Raw genomic sequence first — 22,650 nt, 5'->3', positions numbered from 1 at the left:
CAACAGGGAATTGAAACGAATGACCGAATTGAACAGACGGCATCTCATCAAGGCACTGGCCGCGCTTGGCGGTGTTTCGGCCTTGGGTATTCCGGCGGTGCAGGCCGCCACCCGGCAGCTGATCGTGACCACCTATGGCGGGTCCTGGGAAAAGTTCTGGCGGGAACTGATGCTGCCCGCCTTCACGCAGGAAACCGGCGTCACGCCCCAGCTCGACGTGGGGCTGGGGCGGGTCTATGCGACCAATATCCGCGCGGCCGGGGTGGACAACCCGCCCTATGACTGCGTGATGACGAACGAGATCTTTGCCGGCGCCCTGCGGGCCGAGGGCTATTTCGAAAAGCTGGACCTGTCGCTGGTGCCGAACTACGCCGATCTTTACCCGGTGGCGACGCGGGCGGCCGATGGCTGGGGCGCGGTCGGGCTGATCTCGCCCATCGGGATCGGCTATCGCACCGACATGATCGCGACGCCGCCCACGTCCTGGACCGAGCTTTGGGACAATCCGGAGCTGATGGGGCGGCTCGGCCTTTACAACATCGCCAACTCGGCCGGAAAGATGTTCCTGATGCTGACCTCGCAGATCTATGGGTCGGGGTTGCAGGATATCGATACGGGTTTTGCAAAACTGCGCGAGCTTGGCCCCGTCTACCAGACCGATTTCAACATGAGCACGGCGCTCGCCACCGGCGAGATTGCCGTCGCCCCGTTCGACTTCGGCGAGATCGCGCGCCTGCGCAACCAGGGCCTGCCGGTCGATTGCGTCATCCCTGCCGAGGGGCTGATGATGTGGGACCAGACCTTCAACATCGCCAATAACGCCGGCGCGCGCGAGGATGCCTACAAATACCTCGACTTCGTGCTGGGGCCGGTCGGGCAGGATCTGCTGATGCGGGAATTCTTTGTCTCGCCGGTGAACCGCAACGTGGTGGTGCCCGAGGATCTGGCGCGCGACGTCCCCGTCTCGGGCGAGGCAATGTCGCAGTTCATCGACTGGGACTGGGATTTCATGAACGCGAATGCCGAGGAAATCGCCCGCCGCTGGAACGAGATCTTCGGCGCCTGACCGCCCCCTTTTCCCTCCTGCCCCGTCCGCGGTTCCTGCGGGCGGGGCCCTTGCCCTGCGGCCCGGACCTTTTGAAATGACCGAAGTCTCGCTTCTCTCGCTCGTGAAATCCTATGGCACGGTGCAGGCGCTCAAGGGCGTCTCGCTCCGGGTCGGGCATGGCGAGTTCGTCTCGCTGCTCGGGCCCTCGGGCTGCGGCAAGTCCACGACGCTCAAATGTATCGCGGGGTTCGAGGATATCTCGGACGGGCGCATCCTGTTCGACAATCGCGACATCTCCCGCAAGCTGCCGGAAGACCGCGACATCGGCATGGTGTTCCAGTCCTATGCGCTCTTTCCGCATATGACGGTGGAACAGAACCTCGCCTTCGGGTTGGAAATGCGCCGCGTCCCCCGGGCCGAGATCCGCGACCGCGTGGCCCGCGCGCTGGATATGGTGCAGCTTGGCCCCTATGCCGGGCGCTATCCCCGGGCGCTGTCCGGCGGGCAGCAACAGCGGGTGGCGCTGGGGCGCGCGCTGGTGATCGAGCCCGCAATCCTGCTTCTGGACGAACCGCTTGCCAATCTGGATGCCAAGCTGCGCGACGAGATGCGGACCTTCATCCGCGACCTGCAGAAACGGGTCGGTATCACCACGATCTATGTGACCCACGATCAGGGCGAGGCGATGACCATGTCCGACCGAGTGGTGGTGATGTTCGACGGCGACATCGCGCAGGCCGCCCCGCCCGAAGAGATCTATGACCGCCCCGCCTCGGAACGGGTCGCGCGCTTTGTCGGCAACGCGAACATCCTCGACCTGCCGGTCGAGGGGCGCGACGCAGACCGGTTCTCGCTGCGCCTGCCCTCGGGGCGGATGCTGTCGCTGCCGGGCGCGCCGCCGCGCGCCGCATCCGTCCGGGTGATGGCGCGGCCCGAACAGTTGCGCCTTGTGCCGCCCGATGCGGCCGACCTGACCGGCGCCGTCACGGGGCGCTATTTCAACGGCGGCCATGTGGAATACCGCGTTTCGACCGAGGCGGGGCCCCTGACCGTGCAGACCCCCACATCGGTCCGCGCGCAGGAGGGCGAGACGGTGGGCATCGCCTTTGACCCTTCGCGGCTCTGGCCGATCCCCGGGGGGCCGGCATGACCCATTGGCGGCGCTTTCTGCTGATCGCCCCGGCGGCGGGGCTGCTCTTTTTCTTCGTGATGCTGCCCTATGTCATGGTCCTCGTCATGAGCTTTCGCAGCCCCGGCACCGGCACGCCCTATGGCGAGGGGTTCACGACCGGCAACTATGCCAAGTTCCTCTCGGAAAGCTATTACGCCTCGTCCCTGCCGCAGACGCTGTGGCTGGGGCTGGTGACGACGGCGGTGTGCCTCTTGCTCGCCTATCCGGTCGCGCTGCATATCGCGGGGGCATCGCGGCGCTGGCGCGGGCTTTTATACGGTATCGTGCTGTCGCCGCTGCTGGTGGGGATCGTGGTGCGCAGCTATGGCTGGACGATCCTTCTGGGCAATGCCGGGGTCATCAACACGACGTTGCGCAACCTGGGCCTGATCGACCGGCCGCTGCCGCTGATGTATAACAATTTCGGCGTGATCCTGGCGCTGGCGCATGTGTTCCTGCCCTTCATGATCCTGCCGCTGCTGGCGGCACTGCAATCCATCGACCCATCGGTCCCGCAGGCGGCGCGGTCGCTGGGCGCGCGGCGCTTCACCATCTTTCGGCGCATCACGCTGCCGATGTCGATGCCGGGCATCCAGTCGGGCGCGATCCTGGTCTTCGTGCTGGCGATTTCGTCCTATGTGACGCCGGCGCTGGTGGGCGGGATGCGGGTCAAGACGACCTCGATCCTTGTGGTGGATGCGCTGATCGACCAGTTCATGTGGCCTTTCGGGTCTGCCATGGCGCTGACGCTTGCCGCCGCGGCTGGGCTGATCGTGCTCGCCTTTGCCCTGCTGACCCGGATGAAGTGGACCTGACATGCGCGCGGCCTCTCCCCTCCTTTCGATCTTCTGCGCGCTGGTCTACGCCTTTCTGCTGGCCCCCATCGTCGTGGTCGTCCTTGCCTCGTTCAACGCGGGCAACTTTCTGACCTTTCCGCCGCAGGGACTCAGCCTGCGGTGGTTCTGGACCTTCCTGCAGAACGACGTCTTTCTGAACGCGATCGTCTATTCGGCGACGCTCGCCGCCGCCGCAACCGCCGCCAGTCTGGTGATCGGCACGATGGCCGCGCTCTACTACGTGCGCTTTTCCGCCCGCCACGCCGAGACGGTGCGGATCGCGCTGTTGCTGCCCCTGATCCTGCCCGAGATCCTGACGGCCATCGCGCTTTTGTTCTTCTTTTACGAAATCGAGATCGGCACCAGCCACCGCATCGCGCTTTATACCGGGCATGTGCTGATGACGCTGCCCTTCGTCTTCCTCAACGTCGTGACCTCGCTTCAGGGGCGGGACGATGCCTGCGAACTGGCCGCGCGTAGTCTGGGGGCGTCGCGCTACACCGCGTTCCGCCGGATCACGCTGCCCCTGATCGCGCCGGGGCTTGCGACGGGCGGGGTCTTTGCCTTCATCATATCCTTTGACACTTTCGGGATTTCCTTCATCCTTAAAGGCACCGGATCGGCGCCGCTGCCGATCCAGCTCTATGATTACCTGCGCTTCAACTTCACCCCGGAGGCCGCCGCCGTGTCCACCGTTTCGATCCTTTTCACGCTGGTGGCCGTCGTTCTGGTGGACCGTCTCTTTGGCCGGGGCCGCGCCGCCTGACATGACGTCCGACGATCGCCTGACGCTCAAGCCCATCGGCGCCGAGGTTGCCGACCGGCTGGAAGCCGCCATCATCCGCGAGGAATTCCCCCCCGGCGCCAAGCTGCGCGAGGAAGAGCTTTCGGCCCGCTACGGCGTGTCCCGCTCTCCCCTGCGCGAGGCGTTCCAGATCCTTGAAGGACGCGGTCTGGTGGAACGCCGGCCAAGGCTGGGCGCGCGCGTGACCAGCCTCTCGCTGACGATGCTCGACGACATCACCACCTGCCGCGTACCGCTCGAGGCGACGGCGGCGGCCCTGCTGGCCGCGCGGGACGACCGGCAGCAGGCCGTGCGCCGGTTGCGGTCGGAACTGGTGGCGATGCAGCGCGCGGCCGACCGGGGCGACAGCCGCGCGGGCTTTGAGGCCAATGTGCGCATGACCGACATCCTGCACGGGGCCTGCGGCAATCCGGTTCTGGTCAAGCTGCTCGACCAGCTCAACAAATCGGCGCTGCGTTATCGGTTCCGGGCCTATCGGTCCGCGCCGGCGATCCTGACGCGCATGGTCGAGGGCAACGGTGCCATGATCGAGGCCATCGCCCGGGGCGACACGGCCACCGCCGCCACCGTGACGGAACGCCTGCTGCGCGACGCCTGGGCGCTGAGCCGCGCAGCGCTGGAGGCGGCAGCGGCCGAAGACGGGGCGGAAAGCGGCGTGGCCGGCTGATCCGGCCCCGGCGTGTCTGCCCCGATCAGTTTCAGACCACGACCAGATCGCGCGACAGGCCCGACAGGATGCGCGCGCCGTCGGCGGTGACGACCGCGACCTCTTCCAGCCGGATGCCGAACCGGCCGGGCAGGTAGATCCCCGGCTCGACGGTAAAGACCATCCCTTCCTCAAGCAGCGCCTGATTGGCCGAGGTCATGTAGGGCGGTTCATGCACCTCGGTGCCCAGACCATGCCCGGTGCGATGGGTAAAGAACGCGCCATAGCCCGCATCGGTGATCACGCCCCGCGCCGCATCGTCCACCACATGCGCGGGCACGCCGGGCCGGATCGCCGCCAGCGCGGCGGCCACCGCCGCATCCACCACCGCATGAACAGCGCCATAGCCCTCGGGCGCTGCGCCGAAGGCAGCCATCCGCGTGATGTCCGACACATGCGTGCCCTTCCGCCCGCCGATGTCGATCAGCACCGCGTCGCCATGGTCCAGCCGGCGCTGGCCGCTGCTGTGATGGGGAAAGGCGCTGTTGGGGCCAAAGGCGATGATCGCGAATTCGCAGCGCGCGCCCTGCGCGGCAAAGGCATCGCGGGCGACCTGCGCGATCTCGGCCTCGGTCACGCCGGGGCGCAGTGCCGCCCGGACCGCCGCCTGCGCCTGATCCGCGATGCGGGCGTTTTCTGCCAGCGCGTCCAGTTCGGTCGCGTCCTTGATCTGCCGCAGCATCCCGATATCGCCCGCCGCCAGCACCCGCGCCGCATCGGGCAGCGCATCGAGCAGCAAGAGCGTGTGGTCCGCCCGCATCGTTTCATCCAGCGCAAGGCGCGCGGGCGCGGGTGCGATCGCCCCCAGCGCCGCCGCCAGCGCCTGATCCGGGCCTTCCGCATCGGCCCATTCCCAAAAGGCAAGGTCGCTGTGCTGCCGCGCATCGGTCGCGTTGAGCGCGGGCATCACGAAGCCCGCCGTCTGCCGCCCGACCAAAAGCAGGCACAGCCGTTCGTCGGGGTGCGGCGCGAACCCCAGAAGCCAGCGCATATGCGCGCCCGGCGCCAGCGCCAGCAGATCCGTTCCGGTCTGCGCCATCCGCGCCCGCAGCCGGTCGAGCCGCGCCGCCACATCCGTTCCGGTAAAGGCAGGTGTCATCACAGGGGGACCTTTTTCATTGCGGCGACAAGTTGCGCGCGATGCGCCGCGACCAGACCTTCCAGCCGGGCGACACGCTCGGGGGTGAAATGCCCCTCGGCATCCAGAATGTTGACCGTGCCCACGACCATCCCTGCGTCATCGGCGACGGGGATGTTCATCGCGGCCTCACAGCCAAGGCTGTTGATCAGCGCGTGATCGGCGAAATAGATCGCGAATTCGGGCGTCGTGTTGGCGACAAAGCTGCGCCCCTCGCCGATCACCCGGTCGGACCAGGGGTCGTCACGCATCGGCTTGGTGCCCGATGTCGGGTAATCCACGGGGTGAGAGGTATAGGCCCGCCGCACCAGCCCCGCCGCGCGGTTCAGGACGGTAACGGTGAAAAGCCGGGCGCCGCAATCCTGTCGCGCGGCGTCGTGAAGTGCGGCGAATACCGCATCGGGGGTGGTCATGTGGGGTCTTCTTTGCTTGGCTTGGGACCGAAACTGGCCGCGGTCCGATCAGGATGCGGGGGCCGCAGCGCCGCCCCCGCAGGTCATGTCAGATCTTTTCGACCAGCCGGTAATAGACGAAGTCGGAATTTGAGCCGTTGACGAAGCCCGTCACACGTTCCGCCATCGCGACCTGCTTCACCGCCTGGAACATGATGACAAAGGGGGCCTCCTGCTGCATTTCGCGCTGCAGTTCCTCATACATCTCCAGCCGGCGGTCGGCATCCTGTTCCGCCAGCGCCGCCATGGTGAGCTCGTTGATCTCCTCGGGCGGCATCCAGGCGTTGCGCCATGTGGTGGTCGAGACATAGGCCTCGTCCGAGTTGTCGGCGTTATAGGCAAAGGCCTTGGCGTTGGAATGGGGGTCCATGAAGTCCGGGCCCCAGTAAAGCAGCATCGCCTGATGGGTCCGCGCACGGTATTTGGTGATGACCTGCGCGCCGGTGCCCGGCAGGATTTCAAAGTTGATCCCCGCCTGCGAGAAAGTCTGTTGCAGCGACTGCGCCATGTCGTCGAACGGGTTTGCGTTGATCACGTCGAGCGTGACTGTGATCGGCAGGTCGACCCCGCCTTCCTCCAGGATCTGGCGCGCGCGCTCGGGATCATAGCTGAAGGGCGTGTCCGTCACGGCCCCCGGAAAGCCCGCCGGCCAGAAGGCCTGATGCACCTGCATCTGCCCCTGAAGAAAGCTGTCGGCCATGCCTTCATAATCGACCAGATAGCGCGCGGCCTCCCACAGGGCGGGGTTGGTCAGCGCCTCGGTCTTCTGGTTGAAGGAAATCCAGTGCACGGCGGCCTGCGGGAAGGTTTCGACCTTGATGCCGTCGGTGCCGCCCAGACCCGCGACCTGATCGGGTGTCAGGTTCTTGGCCATGTCCACATCGCCGGATTCGAGCAGCAACCGCTGCGTCGCCGCCTCGGCCACATGGCGGATCAGGATCTGTTCCATCGCGGGGGCACCGCCGAAATAATCGGGGTTCGCATCGAGCATCAGCACCTCGCCGGGGCGGAAGGTGCGCAGCCGGAAGGGGCCAGTGCCCGCGCTGTTCTCGTTCAGCCAGGCATGGCCCATGTCGCCGTCGACCTCATGCGCCATGACGGTTTCCATGTCCACGACCGAGCCGGGCCGCGAGGCAAGGACGTTCAACACGAAGGAGGGCGCGAAATCGCCCGCCCAGCGGATCGTCACGGTGTTGCCGTCACCCGTCACCATCTCGTCGAAATTCTCGGCCGTCCAGCCCAGGTTCCCCAGGATGAAGGCCGGCGCGCGGTCAAGCACGATCACCCGGCGCCAGCTGCCCACGACATCCTCGGCCCGCAAGGGGTTGCCGGAATGAAAGGTCACGCCCTCGCGCAGGGTAAAGGTGATGGTGCGGTTTTCGGCGTCGATCTCCCACTCGGTCGCAAGGCCGGGGGCGAGCGTTTCCGTATCGACCGCGTCATATTGCACAAGCTGGTCATAGACGTTGGTGACATATTCGCCCGAGCTGAATTCATAGGCGCTGGCCGGGTCGATGGTCACGATGTCGTCGATGTTCTGCGCGATCACCAGCGCGGTGTCGGGCGTGGCCGCCCAGGCGGGCGAAAGCGCGGGCGTGGTGGCCAGCGCCAGCAGGCTGGCGGCAAGTGTGGTGCGGATGAATGTCATGGCCTCTCCTGTTGGGATGTCAGCGGGTTGTCCCGCTCGTTCTGGTCGGGGCTGCCGATCAGGCGGGGGGAGGTTCCGGTCCAGAGGAGCCGGGCCGGACCCTCGCCTGCATTGGCAAAGGAATGGGGCGTATCGCCCATGAAGTGAAAGGAATCGCCGGGGCCAAGCAGGATCACCGCCTCGCCCAGCGTCTGGCGGATCGTGCCTTCGAGGACAAAGATCATCTCTTCGCCGGTGTGGCGGCTGACCTCGGACGCATAGCCGACCGGCAGATGCACGATCAGCGAAGAAAGCGTCCCACCCGGCAGATGCGTGTCCAGCCGTTCATAGCCAAGCGAGCTGTCGGCGATGGAAAACCGCGTGCGTTCGCCCGCGCGCGTCACCGCATCGGCCGCGCGGGGCGCCGCGATGAACCAGTTGACGCCCACCCCCAGCGCGCCCGCAAGTCCCGCCAGCGTCGCGAGCGAGGGCGTCGCCTTGTCCCGTTCCACCTGGCTGAGGAACCCGACCGAGATCCCGGCCTCATCGGCCAGCGCCTGCAGCGTCATGCCCGCCCGGCGCCGCAGTTCCCGGATGCGCCCCCCGAATTGCGGTGGTTGCGCCGCAGGCGCACTAGCGAGAGGTTCAGCCGGAGGCGCACCAACTTGAGGTTCAGCCGGAGGCCCACCCACCTGAGGGTCCGGCGCGGCTGCGTCGGTGGGGGTGTCGGCCGGGATGTGGGATCGGGCTGACCTCGGCTCGGGCATCGGCATCCTTGAAGGGGTTTCGCGGCAGGACTCGGGGCCGCGTCACCGGGCCCGTGGCTGACGCTAGTAAAAAAGTTTTTGTCGGTCAAAGATTTTTATCTGTCGCCCCGCCCGCCCTTCCGGAGGCCCTGCGCCGCCGTTCCGACCGCCAGATCAGATGCAGCGCCGCTATGATGATGGCCGCCCCGATCAGCATTTCCGGATGCGGGCGTTCATCGAAAAACACCCAGCCCGCAGCCCCCGCCAGCAGGATCGAGAGATAGCCGAAGGGCGCAAGCATCCCGGCCTCGGTCCCGCGATAGGCGCGCAGAAAGAAATACTGCGCCGTCTGAGCCAGAACCCCGATGGCCAGCAGCGCGGGCCAGTCGCCAGGCCGCACCGGTGCCCAGACCCAGATTGCCGGCCCCGCCGTCAGCACCACCAGCCCCAGCGTGTAGAAGACCATCATCACCGTCGTGCTTTCGCCCCGCAAGGCCCGCGTCTGGATCGCAGCCATCGACCCGAAAAAGACCGAGCCGAAGGCCGCAAGCAACCCCACATTGAAGATCAGCGCCCCGGGGGGCAGGGTCCGGACCTCGGGCGCGATGAGGAACAGCACGCCGAGAAACGCGATGCCGCCCCCGATCCAGCGGATGCGGCCGATCCGCTCGCCCAGGATCGCCACCGCCAGCACCATCGAGACGACCGGCCGGGTAAAGCCGATGGCGTTCACCAGCGCGAGCGGCAGGGCCGTCACGGCGGCAAAGTTCATCGTCAGCGCCAGCGCGTTGCAGGCGACCCGGCCCGCATTGCGCAAGGGTTGCCGCATGGTCAGGAAATCGCGCCTGCGCCGCCAGATCAGCGGCAGGATCGCCAGCAGCCCGATCAGCGCGCGGATAAAGACCATCTGCACCGCCGGATAGGTGGCGCCCTGCATCTTGACCAGAACGGTCATCGCGGTGACCAGCACCATATCCGCGATCAGCCAGGGCACCCCCGCCAGCGGGCGGTCGGGTGGCGGCGCGGTTTCAGGCTCAGCACGCATCAGGGGGCCCTGGCATCATCCGGCGGGCTGCACCAGATTGGCGAGCAGCCGGAACACCCCCGGCACCAGCCGGTCAAGCTGATGGTGCAGCACGAGGCTCACATGCGTGTGCCGCCCCTTTCCGATCCGGCCCGATATCAATGCCCCCTTCAGCGGCGCCTCGCCGTCATCGCTGACCGCCAGCAACGGCGTATAGGCGCTGTCCCAGTCGGCGGCGAAATAGATCCCCCTCTCCTTGTCCCAGCCGGCCCAATCGTCGGGGCCGATCCGGTTCGGGCCGGTCAGCAGCATGTGATCCGGTTCCAGAACCGTCACAGGCGCCGCAGGGTCCGTCACCCGCCAGCGGAGCGAGGGCGTGCCCACAACCAGCCGCCGGGACGGCACCTTGTCCGCGGCCCAGCCCTGATCGGGGCGCTGGTAAAGCGTCACCAGATGCCCGCCCCCTTCCACAAAGCGGTGCAGGGCCGGAACCGCCGCAGCCAGGTCGGGCCGGGTGCCGAAAGCCACGATGCCGATGACGATGGTGTCGAACCGCGACAGATCCGCATCCGCCGCCAGATCGTCCAGCGCCGTGACGTCGAGCCCCATCCGCCCCAGCCACAGCCCCACGCGATCGCCCCCGCCGCCGACATAGCCGATCCGCGCATCCGGCAGCGCAAGATCCAGCGCCAGCAGGCGCAACGCCGCCGGTTCCAGATAGGCGAGCCGCCCGACATGCGGATAGGCGGCGGTCGTCATCCGCATCGCGGGCCGCCCGTCCAGCCGGGGTGCAAGATCATGCAGCCCGGGCGCAGTCGGCCCTGTCAGATGCAGGCGCGTGCCATCGAGCGTCACGCCCGGCGGCAGGGTCAGGTCCGGCACCGGCCCCCGGAACCGGAGATCGAGCGCCGCCGGCGGGTCGGCCAGGCGCAGGACAAAGGCGTCGGGCTCTACCTGCAGGGTCCGGGCGGGGACGATCTGCAACGGCCCATCCAGATCGACGCGGCGGCGGATCGTCCGGTCCTCCAGCACCATCTCGGCCGAAAGGAAAGTGCCGTGATTGCCGCCCCTAGCCTCCCATCCGGGCATGAAGGGTTGCGAGAAGGGCGCATCGGGTGCGGCCGTGACGGTCAGGCCGGTGGGGCCCGCCTCGCCCCCGGTGACGCCATCCGGCAGGACGGCGCGCAGCGTCACGGGCCGGTCGCCCGCGACATGCCATCCGATCCGCCCCTGCCCGCCCGCGGGCAGCAGCGCAGGTTCGGGCCAGGCGCGGATCGTGACGCCCGCCGCCTCGAACAGCGCCGCCTGAACCTCGATGCGCTTGCGGGTCACGCGGTGGCGATGGGGATATGCGCTGTCGGCTTCGGCCTCTTGCAGGGCGCGGTCGGCCTGCAGCAGGGCGGGCAGGATGCGGTCGGCTGCCGGAAAGGCCGCGATGGCCGCCCCGATCGCATCCGCCGCCACCGAAAGCGCGGGCGGCGCGCCCGGCAGTGCCGCTAGATCGCCAAGGCTCGCGGGCAGGTCTTCGGTGATCGCGGCTTCCGGCGCGCCGCCCTCCAGATGCAGGTCCCAGCCGTCGCGCGGCACATCGCGCCACTGCCCCATCGCCTGCGAGGCGTGGTAATAGCGCGACCATTCCCCGATGTGATCCCAGGCCGCCCCGGTTGCCGGGTCACGTCCGGCGGCCTGAACCCGCAGCGTCGCCTTTGGCGGGGGCAGCTCATCGTCATAGGTCGCCCCGCCCCCCGACCAAGCGGGCAGGTAGAACTTGGCCACCTGCCAGGGCCGCAGGCCTTCGGCCAGATGATCGGGAAAGGCCGCAGGATCGGCCGCCAGCGCAATCGCCCGCCGCGCCGCGCGGGTCATGGCGCGGTGATGGCCGTGCTGGCCCGGCACGTCCAGAAAGGTCGGGATCACGATATCGGGGCATTCGCTGCGATAGGCGCGCACAAGGCGTTCCAGCAGCCGCTCCTCGCCCCAGCGGGCAAGCGTGCCCTCACCCGTCTTGGAAAAGCCGAAGTCATGCACCGGATCGCCGGGGCCAAAGCCCAGCCAGACCACATCCGCGTCGATCCGGGCGGCGGCGGCCTCCATCTCTCGGGTGCGCAGGACGCCGAGCGCCGCGCCGCGTTCGGGGCCAAGGATGTTCTGCCCGCCCTCGCCCCGGGTCGAGCAGGCGACGACCACCCGCATCCCCAGCCCGAGCCGCAGAAAGGCCAGAAGCCCGTTCTGTTCGTCATCGGGATGGGCGCCGGTATTCATCACCGTCACGACCGATTTCAGGCGCGACAGCGCCCGGTGCAGGCGCAGCAGCGCCGGGTCCTCCATCTGGCGGGCGATGCGGTCCCGTGCGGTCATGGTGTGGTTCATCGGGTCCTCCTCTGGCCTTTGTGCCGCGGCGCTGCCTGTCGCGGTCGGGGCAGGTCTCAGTTGGCCACGGCGACGGTCGCGGCCGGCATGTCATCGGCGGGCGTTTCGCTTGCGGACGTTTCGCTGCCGGGTCCCGGCCCGGTATCGAGTCGCGGTGTCAGCGCCTCGGAAAAGGGCAGCGCCGCCGCCCCCAGCGCCGCCGTCATCTGCCCTGTGCGCCCCCGGATCACGCGCGGCACCGCCCGGTCGCGCCGGTTCGCGACCGAGGTGCCCAAGGACAGCCGCCCGATCAGCGCGTCGATGATCCCGTCGGGCAGCGCGCCGCCCAGAATGACCGTTTCCGGGTCGAGCGTGTTTTCCAGCATCGCGATCATGGGCGCGAGATGATCCGCCGCCTCGTCCAGCCAATCCGACAACGCGGGGTCGCCCGCCCCCATCATCCGCGCCAGATCGTCGTAATCCGTGCTGCGCCCCAGCCGTTCGTGCAGCGCATGAAGCGAGGCATAGCGTTCCAGACAGCCGCGCTGGCCGCAGGCGCAGGCCCGCCCGCGCGGCACCACGACGATATGCCCGATCTCGCCGGCATTGCCGAACGCCCCGCGCAGGGGCAGGTTTTCATGGATGATGCCAAGGCCCAGACCGGCCCCGAAATAGATCACGCAGAAACTGTTCAGATGCTGGCCCGCGCCAAACAGCGTCTCGCCCACGGCGGCGGCGTTGGCGTCGTTTTCCACCACCACCGGCACCCCGATCAGCGCGCCCAGCCGGCCCGCCACATCGACACCGGCCCAGCCCGGCAGGGTCGTCGGCCCCACACCCGACAGCCCCTCGATCTCGAACGGGCCGGGCATCACCACCCCCACCCCCGTCAGTGTCGTGCGATAGCGGTCGCGGATCGCCGCGACCTCTGCCGCCAGCCGCGGGATCAGGATGTCGGGTGCGGCATCGTCAAGCTGGGCCGAACGCGAGTCGCGGATATTGCCGCCAAGGTCCAGCACGGTCGTCACCAGCCGCGACACGGCGACCTCGAACCCGATGGTGATGGCGCCGTCCGGGTTGATCGCGAACTGGATCGGCGGCTGACCGCGCCCTGACCGGCGGCGGCCCAGATCGACCAGCAGGTTCTCGGCCAGCAACTCGTCAATGATGTTCGCCACCGCCTGCGTGCTCAGCTGCGTCAGGTCGGCCAGCGCCTTGCGCCCCAGATGACCCCGGCTGCGCACGAGATCGAGCACGACGCGCCGGTTATGCGAGCGGCTGCGCCCCGGGTTCTTGCCAAGCGCGATCCTCTGCCCGTCCTGTCCTGGCCCCGCCATGCGTCTCTTCCCTGTCCCTTGCGGTCGGGTCAGTCTGGGCGCGCCCTTAGAATAACTCAAGTGAATTATTTTATTGACTCGGGGGATTTTTGCCGGAACTCTGTTCTCTCAGGTCCGGCAGGAACGGACCCGCCCAACCCCGGGCGCGGAGGAATGGGGAAGACCTGAACACACTGGCCGCCAAAGGTCAGGCCAACGGAGGTAAAGATGCGCAAGTCAGTGCTATTGGCCGGGCTTCTGGCCGGTGTAAGCTCGTTTTCGGGGACGGCCGCCCAGGCGGTCGAAATCGAATACTGGCAATATGTCTTTGATACCCGGGTCACGGCGATGGACCAGCTGATCGCCGCGTTCCAGGAACAGAACCCCGACATCACGGTGCGGCAGGTGACGTTCCCCTATGCCGATTACCAGACCCGCGTGGTCGCGGCGACGATGGCGCGGCGGGGGCCGGACGTGCTCCAGCTCTTTTACGGCTGGACCGACCAGTTCGTGAACGGCCGCGTGCTGCAGCCGCTCTCGGCGGAGACCTTCCCGCATGAGGAGATCGAGGCGGAGTTCTTCCCCATCGTCACCGCGATGAAGCGCAATGACGACTATTACGGCCTGCCCACGGCGGTGCGGTCGCTTGCGCTTTTCTACAACAAGAACCTCTTTGAGCAGGCGGGGCTGGACCCCGAGACGCCCCCCACCACGCTGGAGGAGATGGTCGCCGCCGGCAAGGCAATCGCCCAGACCGATGGCGCGGGCAACCTGACCACGGTCGGCATGACGCTCGACATGGCGGGCCAGGACCACCAGTGGTGGCGCGAGGTGCTGATCCGCCAGTTCGGCGGCGAGCCCTATAACGAGGATTACAGCCAGGTCACCTACAACTCCGAGGCCGGGATCGAGGCGCTGCGGTTCTACACCGACCTGCAACTGGTGGAAAACGTCGGCGTGCGCGGCTTCATGGACGAGGGTCAGGCGGCGTTCCGCGCCGGGCGCGCGGGCATGACCATCGACGGCACCTTCCGGCTGGGATCGTTCCGCACCATCGAGGATTTCGAATGGGGCGTCACCGAACTGCCCGCGAATGCCGAAGGCGTACGGTCGAACTATGCCAGCTACTTCGCCCACGGGATCGGGTCGGGCGCGACGGGCGAGCGGCTGGAGGCGGCCGAAAAGTTCCTCGCCTATATCACCTCGGAAGAGGCGATGGCGATCTGGCTTGACGTGGTGGGCGAACTGCCCGCCCGCCGCGACGCGGCCCTGACCGAGGAAAACCTGCAGGACCCGGTCTTCGGCCCCTTCCTGCGCGGGCTGGAATACGCGCATACGACGATCTTCGTCGATGAGGCGGCGCAGCGCCAGAACACGATCGACATGGCGAACCGCATCCTGATGCAGGGCCAATCGCCGGAAGACTCGATCGCCGCCGCGGCAGAGGCCGAACAGGCCATGCTGGACCGCGCACGCTGACCGGCGGGGGCAGGACCATGACCGCCATACCATCCGAGGGGGCGCGCGCCGGGCGCGCCTCCCCCACCGGAAACGGGCCCGGAAAGGGCCCGCGCCGCGGCTGGACGATGCAGCAGCGCCAGCTTGTCTGGGTCTGGTCGTTCCTCGCGCTGCCGGTGCTCTTTTATGGCGTGATCCGGTTCTACCCCACCTTTCAGGCCTTCTGGCTGTCGCTGACCGACTGGGACCTGCTTTCCGACCCGGCCTTCATCGGGCTGGAAAACTATTCCCGGATGCTGGGCGACCCGATGTTCTGGCAGGTGTTCCGCAACACCTTTACCTATCTGATCCTCGGCACGCCGATCAGCCTTGTGCTGGCCTTTGCCATCGCCTTTTTCCTCGACCGCATCCGGTTCGGGCACACGCTGATCCGGGCGCTCTACTTCCTGCCCTTCGTCACCACGGCGGCGGCGATGGCCTGGGTCTGGCGCTGGTTCTACCAGCCGGCGCCGATCGGGGTCATCAACGACTTTCTGGCGCAGTTCGGCATCCCGCAGATGGCCTTTCTGAACTCGACGACCTGGGCGCTGCCCTCGATCATGGTCACGGCGATCTGGGCGGGGCTCGGGTTCCAGATCATCATCTTCATGGCGGGGCTGCGGGCGATCCCCACGACATATTACGAGGCCGCGCGGATCGACGGGCTGGGCGAATGGGCGATCCTGCGGCGCATCACATTGCCGCTGCTCAAGCCCACGACGGTCTTTCTGGTGGTCTTTTCCTCGATCGGGTTCCTGCGGATCTTCGATCAGGTCTACAACATGACCACGAACGACCCGGGCGGGCCGCTCAATTCCACCAAGCCGCTGGTTCTGATGATCTACCAGACGGCCTTTTCATCCTACCAGATGGGCTATGCGGCCGCGCAGACGGTGGTGCTGTTCACCATCCTGCTCTGTGTCTCGCTGATCCAGCTCTGGGTCCTGAGGGAGCGCTGAGATGGCCGACACCACCGCCCCCGCACCCGGCCTTGCCATGCCGCGCATCCGCCCCGGCCGGATCGCGATCTGGACGATCCTGTTCATCGGCGGGGTGATCATGGTCACGCCGCTGCTCTTCATGTTCTCCACCTCGCTCAAGACCGCGGGGCAGGTCTATGACCTGCGGCTGATCCCGGCGAACCCGACGCTGGCCAATTACGAACGTGTCCTGTCGGACGGGCGCTTCCTGCGCTGGTTCTTCAACTCGACCATCGTGGCGCTGTCGGTGACGGTCTCGAACCTCTTTTTCGACAGCCTCGTCGGCTATACGCTGGCCAAGTTCCGCTTCCGGGGGCGGCAGTTCGTCTTTATCGCGATCCTGTCGACGCTGATGATCCCGACGGAAATGCTGGTGATCCCCTGGTATCTGATGTCGGCGCAGTTCGGCTGGCTCGACACCTATTGGGGGATCATGTTCCCGGGCATGATGACGGCCTTCGGCGCCTTCCTGATGAAGCAGTTCTTTGAGACCATCCCCGACGATTTCCTCGAGGCCGCGCGCATCGACGGGCTGAACGAGTTCGCCATCTGGTGGCGGGTCGCGATGCCCCTGGTCACGCCCGCGCTCTCGGCACTCGCGATCTTCACCTTCCTCGGCAACTGGACGGCGTTCTTCTGGCCGCTGATCGTCACCACGAGCCAGGAACTTTATACCCTTCCCATCGGGCTTTCGAGCTTTGCGGTCGAACAGTCGATCCAGTGGGAAATGATCATGACCGGCGCCTCGCTCGCCACGCTCCCGACGCTGATCGTGTTTCTGGCGCTGCAACGCTACATCGTGCGCGGCGTGATGCTGGCGGGGCTGAAAGGATGACCATGGCCGACCTTACCGACCCCCGCCCCGCTGATCCCCGCCTCACCGATCCGCGCCTTTCCGACGACAGCCGCTTTCCCGACCCCGTCTACAAGGAAACCGTGCTGCGCCCGCTTTTTGACGGGGCACGCACGCACCACGCAAAGGGCTTTGACCGGATCGACCGCGCGCATCTGGTGATGCTGGCGGAAACCGGCATCCTGCCGCGCCCCGCGGCTGGCCGCATCGCCCGCGCCCTGATCGCCATCGCGTCCGAGGTCGACCCCGAGACGCTAACCTATACGGGCGAGGTCGAGGATTACTTTTTCCTTGTCGAGAAGGAGCTCAAGGCCCGGCTCGGGCCCGAGGAGGGCGGGCGGCTTCACACCGCACGGTCGCGCAACGATATCGACCACACGCTGTTCAAGCTGTCGCTGAAGGAACGGCTGGACGGGCTGCTGGAAAGGTCCCGCGCGCTGCTGGCCGCGCTGATCGAGACTGCGGACCGCGAAAAGGCCACCCTGATCGTGGCCTATACCCATGGCCAGCCGGCGCAGCCGACGACGCTGGGCCATTATCTTTCGGCGGCAATCGAGGTGCTGATCCGCGACATCGAACGGCTGGAAGCCGCGCGCGACATCGCGAACCTGTCCTCCATGGGGGCGGCCGCGATCACCACCTCGGGCTTTTCCATCGACCGGGCGCGGGTGGCGCATCTTCTGGGTTTCGCCGCGCCGCAACGCAATTCCTACAGCTGCATCGCGGCGGTCGATTACACGACCGCAACCTATTCCGCGCTGGAACTCATGTTCCTGCATCTGGGGCGGCTGATCCAGGATTTCCAGTTCTGGACCGCGTTCGAGGTGGGGCAGCTTTATGTGCCGAACGCGCTTGTGCAGATTTCCTCGATCATGCCGCAGAAACGCAACCCGGTGCCCATCGAACACATGCGGCACCTGTCCAGCCAGACCATGGCGCGGGCGCGCGGGATGCTCGACATCATGCACAACACCCCCTTCACCGACATGAACGACAGCGAGGGCGAAAGCCAGGGCGCGGGGTATGAGACCTTCGACTGTGCGGGCCGCGTGCTCGACCTGCTGGCGCGCTTCGTGGGCGCGATGCGGGTTGACCCGGCGCGGGTCGCGGAAAACACCCGCCGGTCCTGCATCACGATCACCGAGCTTGCCGACACGCTGGTCCGGCGCGAAGGCATTTCCTTCCGTCAGGCGCATGAGATCGCGGCCCATGTCGCCCGCGCGGTGGTGGCCGCCGGCAGCGATCTGGAAACCGGCGGCTACGTGCCCTTCCGCGCGGCCTTTGCGGAGGCCACCGGGCAGGACAGCGCGATGACCGAAGCCGATTTCCGCGAAATCGTCTCGCCCGCCTATTTCGTGTCGGTGCGTGACCGCTTCGGTGGCCCCGCGCCCCAACCGATGGCCGAGGCGCTTGCAGATTACCGCGCGACGCTTGCGGGTTTTGCCGACCGCGCCCAGACCGAGGCGGAGCGGGAGGCGCAGGCGACCCGGGAACTCGACACCTGTTTCAAGACATTGGCGGAGGCAGCCTGATGGCGACGATCACGCTTCGGAATCTGGTCAAGGCCTATGGCAATGTCGAGGTGATCCACGGCATCGACCTCGATATCGCGGATGGCGAATTCGTCGTCTTTGTCGGCCCCTCGGGCTGCGGGAAATCGACCACCCTGCGGATGATCGCGGGGCTGGAAGAGGTCACGGGCGGCGAGATCCGGATCGGCGACCGGCTGGTGAACGATGTGGACCCGAAAGGGCGCAACATCGCGATGGTGTTCCAGAACTACGCCATCTATCCGCATCTGACCGTGCGCCAGAACATCGCCTTTGGCCTCTACACCTCGCCCCTGTCCCGGGCGGAAAAGGACGCGCGCGTGACCGATGCGGCGCAGATGCTGGGGCTGACCCCGCTTTTGGACCGGCGGCCATCCGCACTGTCGGGCGGGCAGCGGCAGCGGGTCGCGATGGGGCGGGCCATGGTGCGCGACCCGGCGGCGTTCCTGTTCGATGAACCGCTCTCGAACCTCGACGCGCAGTTGCGCGCCCAGATGCGGATCGAGATCAAGCGGCTCCATAGCCGGCTGGGCACCACCATCGCCTATGTGACCCATGACCAGGTCGAGGCGATGACAATGGCCGACCGGATCGTGGTGATGAAGGACGGGCATATCCTGCAGGCCGGTGCCCCGATGGAGATCTATGAAAACCCCGCCGACATGTTCACCGCGCGCTTCATCGGCAGCCCCTCGATGAACCTGATCGAGGGCGGCGAAAGCGGCGGGCGGCTGCAGGCGGCTGCGGGCGGGCCGGTGTGCATCGGCATCCGCCCCCATGACCTTGTCGTCGCGGACAGCCCGCCCGCCGACGCGGCCTTTCACGCCAGCGGGGTCGTCACGGCGGTGGAACCGCTGGGACCGGAAACGCTCGTTCATTTCGAGATGAACGGCCAGCCCGCCATCGGCAGCGCACCGCCGCAGGTCATCCCCGCGATCGGCACCACCATTTCGGCCCATGCGGCGGCGGGGCGGCTTTATACCTTTGACGCCGCGACGGAAAAGGCGATCGGACGTCGCTGATGGGCAATTGGCATGACCCGAAACGCGCGCGGGCGGTGCCTGCGCCACAGGCGATGTCGCCCCCCGCCCGGGCGGCACTGGCGCGGCTGCTCACGCGGGCCGATGCGCCCCTTCCCGGTGCCGCACTGACGGGCGAGCTGACCCGCGCGGGCTGGCTCGATGCGGGGACGGGCAGGCTCGACCCCGGGGCGGCGCTGCTGTTCGGTTGCGACGTGGGCGGGACCAAGACGCAATCGGTGCTGACCGACCTCACAGGCCGCCTGCTGGCCGAGGTCAAGGAACCCACAGCCCCCGCAGGCGGCATGGCGGTAATCGACCAGATCGCGGGGCAATGCGCCGACCTGATCCGCAAGGCGGGCATCGACCCCGCGCGCCTGCGGGCCGGGGCGGTGGGCGTGCCGGCAGCGGTGCATCCCGTGACCGCGCGGCTCAGCCGGATACCGAACATCCGGGGGCTGGACCTGCTGGACCTGCCCGCGCTGCTGGCGCAGCGGCTGGGGGTGCCGGTCGCGCTGGAAAACGACGTGAACATGGCGGCGCAGGGGGAATACTGGCTGGGCCACCGGGCCGAGAGCATGGCCTTCGTCGCGCTTGGCACCGGGGTCGGCATGGGCCTGATCGTGAACGGCCGCCTGTTGCGGGGCGCGCGCGGGGCGGCGGGCGAAATCAGCGCCCTGCCGCTGGGGGGCGACCCGTTCGACGCAGCGGTCCAGACGACCGGGGCGCTGGAAAGCGCGATTTCGTCCCGCGCGCTGCTTGCCGCCTACGAGGCGCGCGGCGGCCAGCCGGGCCAGACGCTGCGGACGCTCTTTGCCGCACCGGCCGATGCGGCCTTTGCCAGGCCGGCGGATGCGGCCTTTGCCGCTGTGCTCGACGATCTCGCGCGGCTCTTGGCGCTGGCGGTGCTGTCGGTCGCGGCGGTGATCGACCCGGAACGCATCGTGCTGGGCGGCAGCATCGGGTCGCGGCCCGAGCTTTTGTCGGCGCTGCGCCACCATCTCGACCGCTGCATGACCCCCGCCCCCGACTGCCGGATCAGCGCGCTTGGCAATCGCGCGGGCGCGGTCGGCGCCGTCTGGTCGGCGCGCCAGCGGCTGGCCCAAAGCCTCGCGCCGCATCCCCAACCGTGACGAAGAGCGCAATGCAGGACAGCCCCTTCCAACCCCGCCTGATGGTCCTTCCCACCCCCGGGGACGTGGCGCAGAAGGCCGCCGCCCTGATCGCGGGCGCCGTCCGCACCGGCCGCGCGCGGGTTCTGGGCCTTGCGACCGGGCGCACGCCGCTTGGGGTCTACACGATCCTTTCGCAGGAAATGCGGGCGGGGACGTTGTCGCTTGCCGGAACGACGACCTTCAACCTGGACGAATACGCGGGCATTCCGGCCGATCACCCGTCCTCTTATCGCAGCTACATGAACCGGCACCTGTTCGCGGCGTCCGATATCGACATGGCCCGGACCCATCTGCCCGACGGCATGGCGCCCGATCCCGTCCGCGCGGCGGCGGATTACGAGGCGATGATCGAGACGGCGGGGGGCATCGACCTTCAGATCCTCGGGATCGGGCAGAACGGCCATATCGGTTTCAACGAGCCCGGCTCGCGCTTTGACAGCCGCACCCGGATCGTGCCGCTGGCGCCATCGACCCGCGCGGCGAATGCGGGCGATTTCCCCGGCGGCACAGTCCCGGAAAAGGCGGTGACCATGGGCATCGGCACGATCCTTGCGGCGAAAAAGATCCTGCTGCTGGCCTCTGGCCCCGCCAAGGCCGAGGCGCTGGCGGCGATGCTGGAAGGCCCGGTAACGCCCGCCTGCCCCGCATCCGCGCTGCGGCTGCATCCGGATGCGACGGTGATCTGCGACACGGCGGCGGCCGCGCGGCTGTCCCCCGCGACGCGGGGGGCCGCGCCCGCTCCGTGACGCCTATTTCGCGAAAAGACCGTCCCAGTCGCGGAATCCCTTGATCTCGATCGGGTTGCCCGAGGGATCGAAGAAGAACATCGTGCGCTGCTCGCCCGGCTCGCCCTCGAACCGGACGACGGGCGGGATGTCGAATGTCACGCCCTTTTCCGCCAGCCGGTTCGCCAGCGCGAGCCAGTCATCGAGCCGCAGCACCGCGCCCATATGCGGCATCATCACCATGTGATCGCCCACCTTGCCGGTGCGCGTCGTCTCGAACGGCTTGCCCAGATGGAAGGACAGCTGATGCCCGAAAAAGTCGAAATCGACCCATGTGTCGGTCGAGCGCCCTTCGGCGCAGCCAAGCACATCGCCGTAAAAGGCGCGGGTCTCGTCAAGGTCCGTCACATGGATGGCAAGATGGAACAGGGATTGCATCGCGGTCTCTCTCTTATGGTCAGCGGATGGTTATGGTTCGGGGAAGGTCCGACAGCAACTCGATGCCGCTGTCGGTGACGATCACGGTCTCCGACGCGCCTACGGTAAAGGCGCCGTAATCGCGCAGGGTGGCGGGCAGGTGGAACACCATGCCCGGTTCCAGCGGACGGTCCACGCGGGAAAAGAGCGACAGGATCGCACCCTCGCCCCAGTCGGGGGCAAAGGCCGCCCCCATGGAATAACCGATCCGCTTGCGGAAGGCTGCCGTGAACCCGGCCGCATCGATCACCGCCTGCGCGGCGTCATGCGGGTCGGAACAGGGGCGGCCCGGGCGCATCGCGGCCAGCGCCGCATCAAGCGCCCGGGTCGCGCAATCCATCATCGCCTGCGCGGGTGCCGGCACCGGCCCGATCCAGACGCTGCGCATCAGGGCCGCGTGATAGCGGTCGTGGCTGGCGGCCAGTTCCAGAAACACCCCGTCCCCGGCCTGCAGGCGCCGCCGCCGCCAGGTCGCATGCGGAATCCCGGATCGCGGCCCCGAGGAGACGAGCGGCTCCATCGCCATCGCCTCGGACCCCGCGCGGATCGCGGCCGCCGTCATCGCCGCGGCGACGTCGTTTTCCGTGACACCCGCCGCGCAGGCCTCAATCGCCGCCACCATTCCCGCCTGCGCATAGCCCGCCGCCCGGCGGATCGCATCCAGTTCGGCGGGCGACTTGACCGCGCGCAGCCCCTCGACCAGCCCCGATCCGTCGACCATGCGCAGATCGGCCAGCGCCGCACCGATGCGGTCGGCCATCGCAGGGCTGACGAACCAGCCGTCACGCTCCACCGCAAGGCTGCGCAGGCCGAGGCCCGCGACCAGACGGGCCAATGCGGCGGCCGGATCGTCCCCGTCCTGCCAAGTGTGAATATCCTCCAGCCATGTGCCCGCGACGGCGCCGGTCAGTTCCAGCTGCCGCACCAGCAGCACCGGCGCCCCCGTCACCGGCACCAGCAGCGCCTGAAAGGCAAAGTAGCCCGCCGTCTGCCGCCCGGTGCACCAGAAGATGTTCTCCGGCCCCGTCAGCAGGGCCCCATCCACCCCCAGCGGCGCCAACGCCCGTTGCAGCCGGGCGATGCGGGCGGCGAATTCCCCGGGGCCAAAGACCGCCCCGGTCCCGCGAAGGGCGGCGATATCCTGAAGGTTCATTCC

The 22,650-nt window shown here is 67.7% G+C and carries 21 protein-coding genes; 12 read left to right on the top strand and 9 right to left on the bottom strand.

Going from position 1 to position 22,650, the window contains the following annotated elements:
* The first annotated feature begins 19 nt into the window (after positions 1 to 19).
* The 5 genes from ACFSGJ_RS03325 to ACFSGJ_RS03305 all read left to right on the top strand — a co-directional run bounded on the left by ACFSGJ_RS03325 (position 20) and on the right by ACFSGJ_RS03305 (position 4,527).
* Complete coding sequence (locus tag ACFSGJ_RS03325; protein ID WP_390259464.1) at positions 20 to 1,066, top strand: ABC transporter substrate-binding protein; 1,047 nt, start codon at positions 20 to 22, stop codon at positions 1,064 to 1,066.
* 76 nt (positions 1,067 to 1,142) lie between these two features.
* The gene (locus tag ACFSGJ_RS03320; protein WP_390259462.1) at positions 1,143 to 2,198 is read left to right on the top strand and encodes an ABC transporter ATP-binding protein; all 1,056 of its coding nucleotides are present in this window, start codon (positions 1,143 to 1,145) and stop codon (positions 2,196 to 2,198) included.
* Positions 2,195 to 3,034, top strand: coding sequence for an ABC transporter permease (locus tag ACFSGJ_RS03315; protein ID WP_390259460.1), 840 nt, complete (start codon positions 2,195 to 2,197; stop codon positions 3,032 to 3,034). The genes ACFSGJ_RS03320 and ACFSGJ_RS03315 overlap by 4 nt, the downstream gene beginning before the upstream one ends.
* 1 nt (position 3,035) lies before the next feature.
* Entirely contained in the window at positions 3,036 to 3,821 is a 786-nt protein-coding gene (locus tag ACFSGJ_RS03310) for an ABC transporter permease (protein ID WP_390259458.1), read from the top strand.
* Position 3,822: 1 nt separating this feature from the next.
* Complete coding sequence (locus ACFSGJ_RS03305; RefSeq protein ID WP_390259456.1) at positions 3,823 to 4,527, top strand: GntR family transcriptional regulator; 705 nt, start codon at positions 3,823 to 3,825, stop codon at positions 4,525 to 4,527.
* Between the two features lie 31 nt (positions 4,528 to 4,558).
* On the opposite strand, the gene ACFSGJ_RS03300 is transcribed toward ACFSGJ_RS03305, so the two are convergent.
* From ACFSGJ_RS03300 to ACFSGJ_RS03270, 7 genes are all read right to left on the bottom strand, one after another.
* The gene (locus ACFSGJ_RS03300; RefSeq protein WP_390259454.1) at positions 4,559 to 5,665 is read right to left on the bottom strand and encodes a M24 family metallopeptidase; all 1,107 of its coding nucleotides are present in this window, start codon (positions 5,663 to 5,665) and stop codon (positions 4,559 to 4,561) included.
* The gene (locus tag ACFSGJ_RS03295) at positions 5,665 to 6,117 is read right to left on the bottom strand and encodes a GAF domain-containing protein (protein ID WP_390259452.1); all 453 of its coding nucleotides are present in this window, start codon (positions 6,115 to 6,117) and stop codon (positions 5,665 to 5,667) included. The genes ACFSGJ_RS03300 and ACFSGJ_RS03295 overlap by 1 nt, the downstream gene beginning before the upstream one ends.
* A gap of 88 nt (positions 6,118 to 6,205) precedes the next feature.
* Positions 6,206 to 7,804 (bottom strand): ABC transporter substrate-binding protein, encoded by a 1,599-nt coding sequence (locus ACFSGJ_RS03290; protein WP_390259450.1) that lies wholly within the window; start codon positions 7,802 to 7,804, stop codon positions 6,206 to 6,208.
* Entirely contained in the window at positions 7,801 to 8,475 is a 675-nt protein-coding gene (locus ACFSGJ_RS03285; RefSeq protein WP_390259620.1) for a helix-turn-helix domain-containing protein, read from the bottom strand. The genes ACFSGJ_RS03290 and ACFSGJ_RS03285 overlap by 4 nt, the downstream gene beginning before the upstream one ends.
* Before the next feature lie 160 nt (positions 8,476 to 8,635).
* Positions 8,636 to 9,574 (bottom strand): DMT family transporter, encoded by a 939-nt coding sequence (locus tag ACFSGJ_RS03280; RefSeq protein ID WP_390259448.1) that lies wholly within the window; start codon positions 9,572 to 9,574, stop codon positions 8,636 to 8,638.
* Positions 9,575 to 9,589: 15 nt separating this feature from the next.
* Entirely contained in the window at positions 9,590 to 11,923 is a 2,334-nt protein-coding gene (locus tag ACFSGJ_RS03275) for a PIG-L family deacetylase (RefSeq protein WP_390259446.1), read from the bottom strand.
* A 56-nt stretch (positions 11,924 to 11,979) separates the two neighbouring features.
* Positions 11,980 to 13,239 carry an ROK family transcriptional regulator gene (locus ACFSGJ_RS03270; RefSeq protein ID WP_390259445.1) on the bottom strand — a complete coding sequence of 420 codons (1,260 nt, stop codon included), beginning with the start codon at positions 13,237 to 13,239 and terminating at the stop codon, positions 11,980 to 11,982.
* Between the two features lie 207 nt (positions 13,240 to 13,446).
* On the opposite strand from ACFSGJ_RS03270, the gene ACFSGJ_RS03265 reads away from it, so the two are divergent.
* From ACFSGJ_RS03265 to nagB, 7 genes are read left to right on the top strand one after another with little or no spacing between them, the layout of a single operon-like run.
* Positions 13,447 to 14,697 carry an extracellular solute-binding protein gene (locus ACFSGJ_RS03265; RefSeq protein ID WP_390259444.1) on the top strand — a complete coding sequence of 417 codons (1,251 nt, stop codon included), beginning with the start codon at positions 13,447 to 13,449 and terminating at the stop codon, positions 14,695 to 14,697.
* Positions 14,698 to 14,714: 17 nt separating this feature from the next.
* Positions 14,715 to 15,674, top strand: coding sequence for a carbohydrate ABC transporter permease (locus ACFSGJ_RS03260; RefSeq protein WP_390259442.1), 960 nt, complete (start codon positions 14,715 to 14,717; stop codon positions 15,672 to 15,674).
* Position 15,675: 1 nt separating this feature from the next.
* Entirely contained in the window at positions 15,676 to 16,530 is an 855-nt protein-coding gene (locus ACFSGJ_RS03255; protein ID WP_390259440.1) for a carbohydrate ABC transporter permease, read from the top strand.
* 2 nt (positions 16,531 to 16,532) lie between these two features.
* Positions 16,533 to 18,080 carry an argininosuccinate lyase gene (argH, locus tag ACFSGJ_RS03250; protein ID WP_390259439.1) on the top strand — a complete coding sequence of 516 codons (1,548 nt, stop codon included), beginning with the start codon at positions 16,533 to 16,535 and terminating at the stop codon, positions 18,078 to 18,080.
* Positions 18,080 to 19,120: an ABC transporter ATP-binding protein gene (locus ACFSGJ_RS03245; RefSeq protein WP_390259438.1), complete on the top strand. Its 1,041-nt coding sequence runs from the start codon at positions 18,080 to 18,082 to the stop codon at positions 19,118 to 19,120. Before argH ends, ACFSGJ_RS03245 begins: the two co-directional genes overlap by 1 nt.
* Positions 19,120 to 20,250 (top strand): ROK family protein, encoded by a 1,131-nt coding sequence (locus tag ACFSGJ_RS03240; RefSeq protein ID WP_390259437.1) that lies wholly within the window; start codon positions 19,120 to 19,122, stop codon positions 20,248 to 20,250. The genes ACFSGJ_RS03245 and ACFSGJ_RS03240 overlap by 1 nt, the downstream gene beginning before the upstream one ends.
* Positions 20,251 to 20,261: 11 nt before the next feature.
* The gene (gene nagB / locus ACFSGJ_RS03235) at positions 20,262 to 21,038 is read left to right on the top strand and encodes a glucosamine-6-phosphate deaminase (RefSeq protein ID WP_390259436.1); all 777 of its coding nucleotides are present in this window, start codon (positions 20,262 to 20,264) and stop codon (positions 21,036 to 21,038) included.
* Positions 21,039 to 21,041: 3 nt separating this feature from the next.
* Here nagB and ACFSGJ_RS03230 read toward each other — a convergent pair whose 3' ends face one another.
* Together ACFSGJ_RS03230 and ACFSGJ_RS03225 are read right to left on the bottom strand one after the other, a co-directional pair.
* Positions 21,042 to 21,455: a VOC family protein gene (locus tag ACFSGJ_RS03230; protein WP_390259434.1), complete on the bottom strand. Its 414-nt coding sequence runs from the start codon at positions 21,453 to 21,455 to the stop codon at positions 21,042 to 21,044.
* A 19-nt stretch (positions 21,456 to 21,474) separates the two neighbouring features.
* Positions 21,475 to 22,647: a M24 family metallopeptidase gene (locus ACFSGJ_RS03225; protein ID WP_390259433.1), complete on the bottom strand. Its 1,173-nt coding sequence runs from the start codon at positions 22,645 to 22,647 to the stop codon at positions 21,475 to 21,477.
* Between the last annotated feature and the right edge of the window lie 3 nt (positions 22,648 to 22,650).

The organism is Halodurantibacterium flavum (assembly GCF_042681825.1).
Lineage (GTDB): Bacteria > Pseudomonadota > Alphaproteobacteria > Rhodobacterales > Rhodobacteraceae > Halodurantibacterium > Halodurantibacterium flavum.
This window is presented reverse-complemented; position numbering and strand designations above follow the sequence as displayed.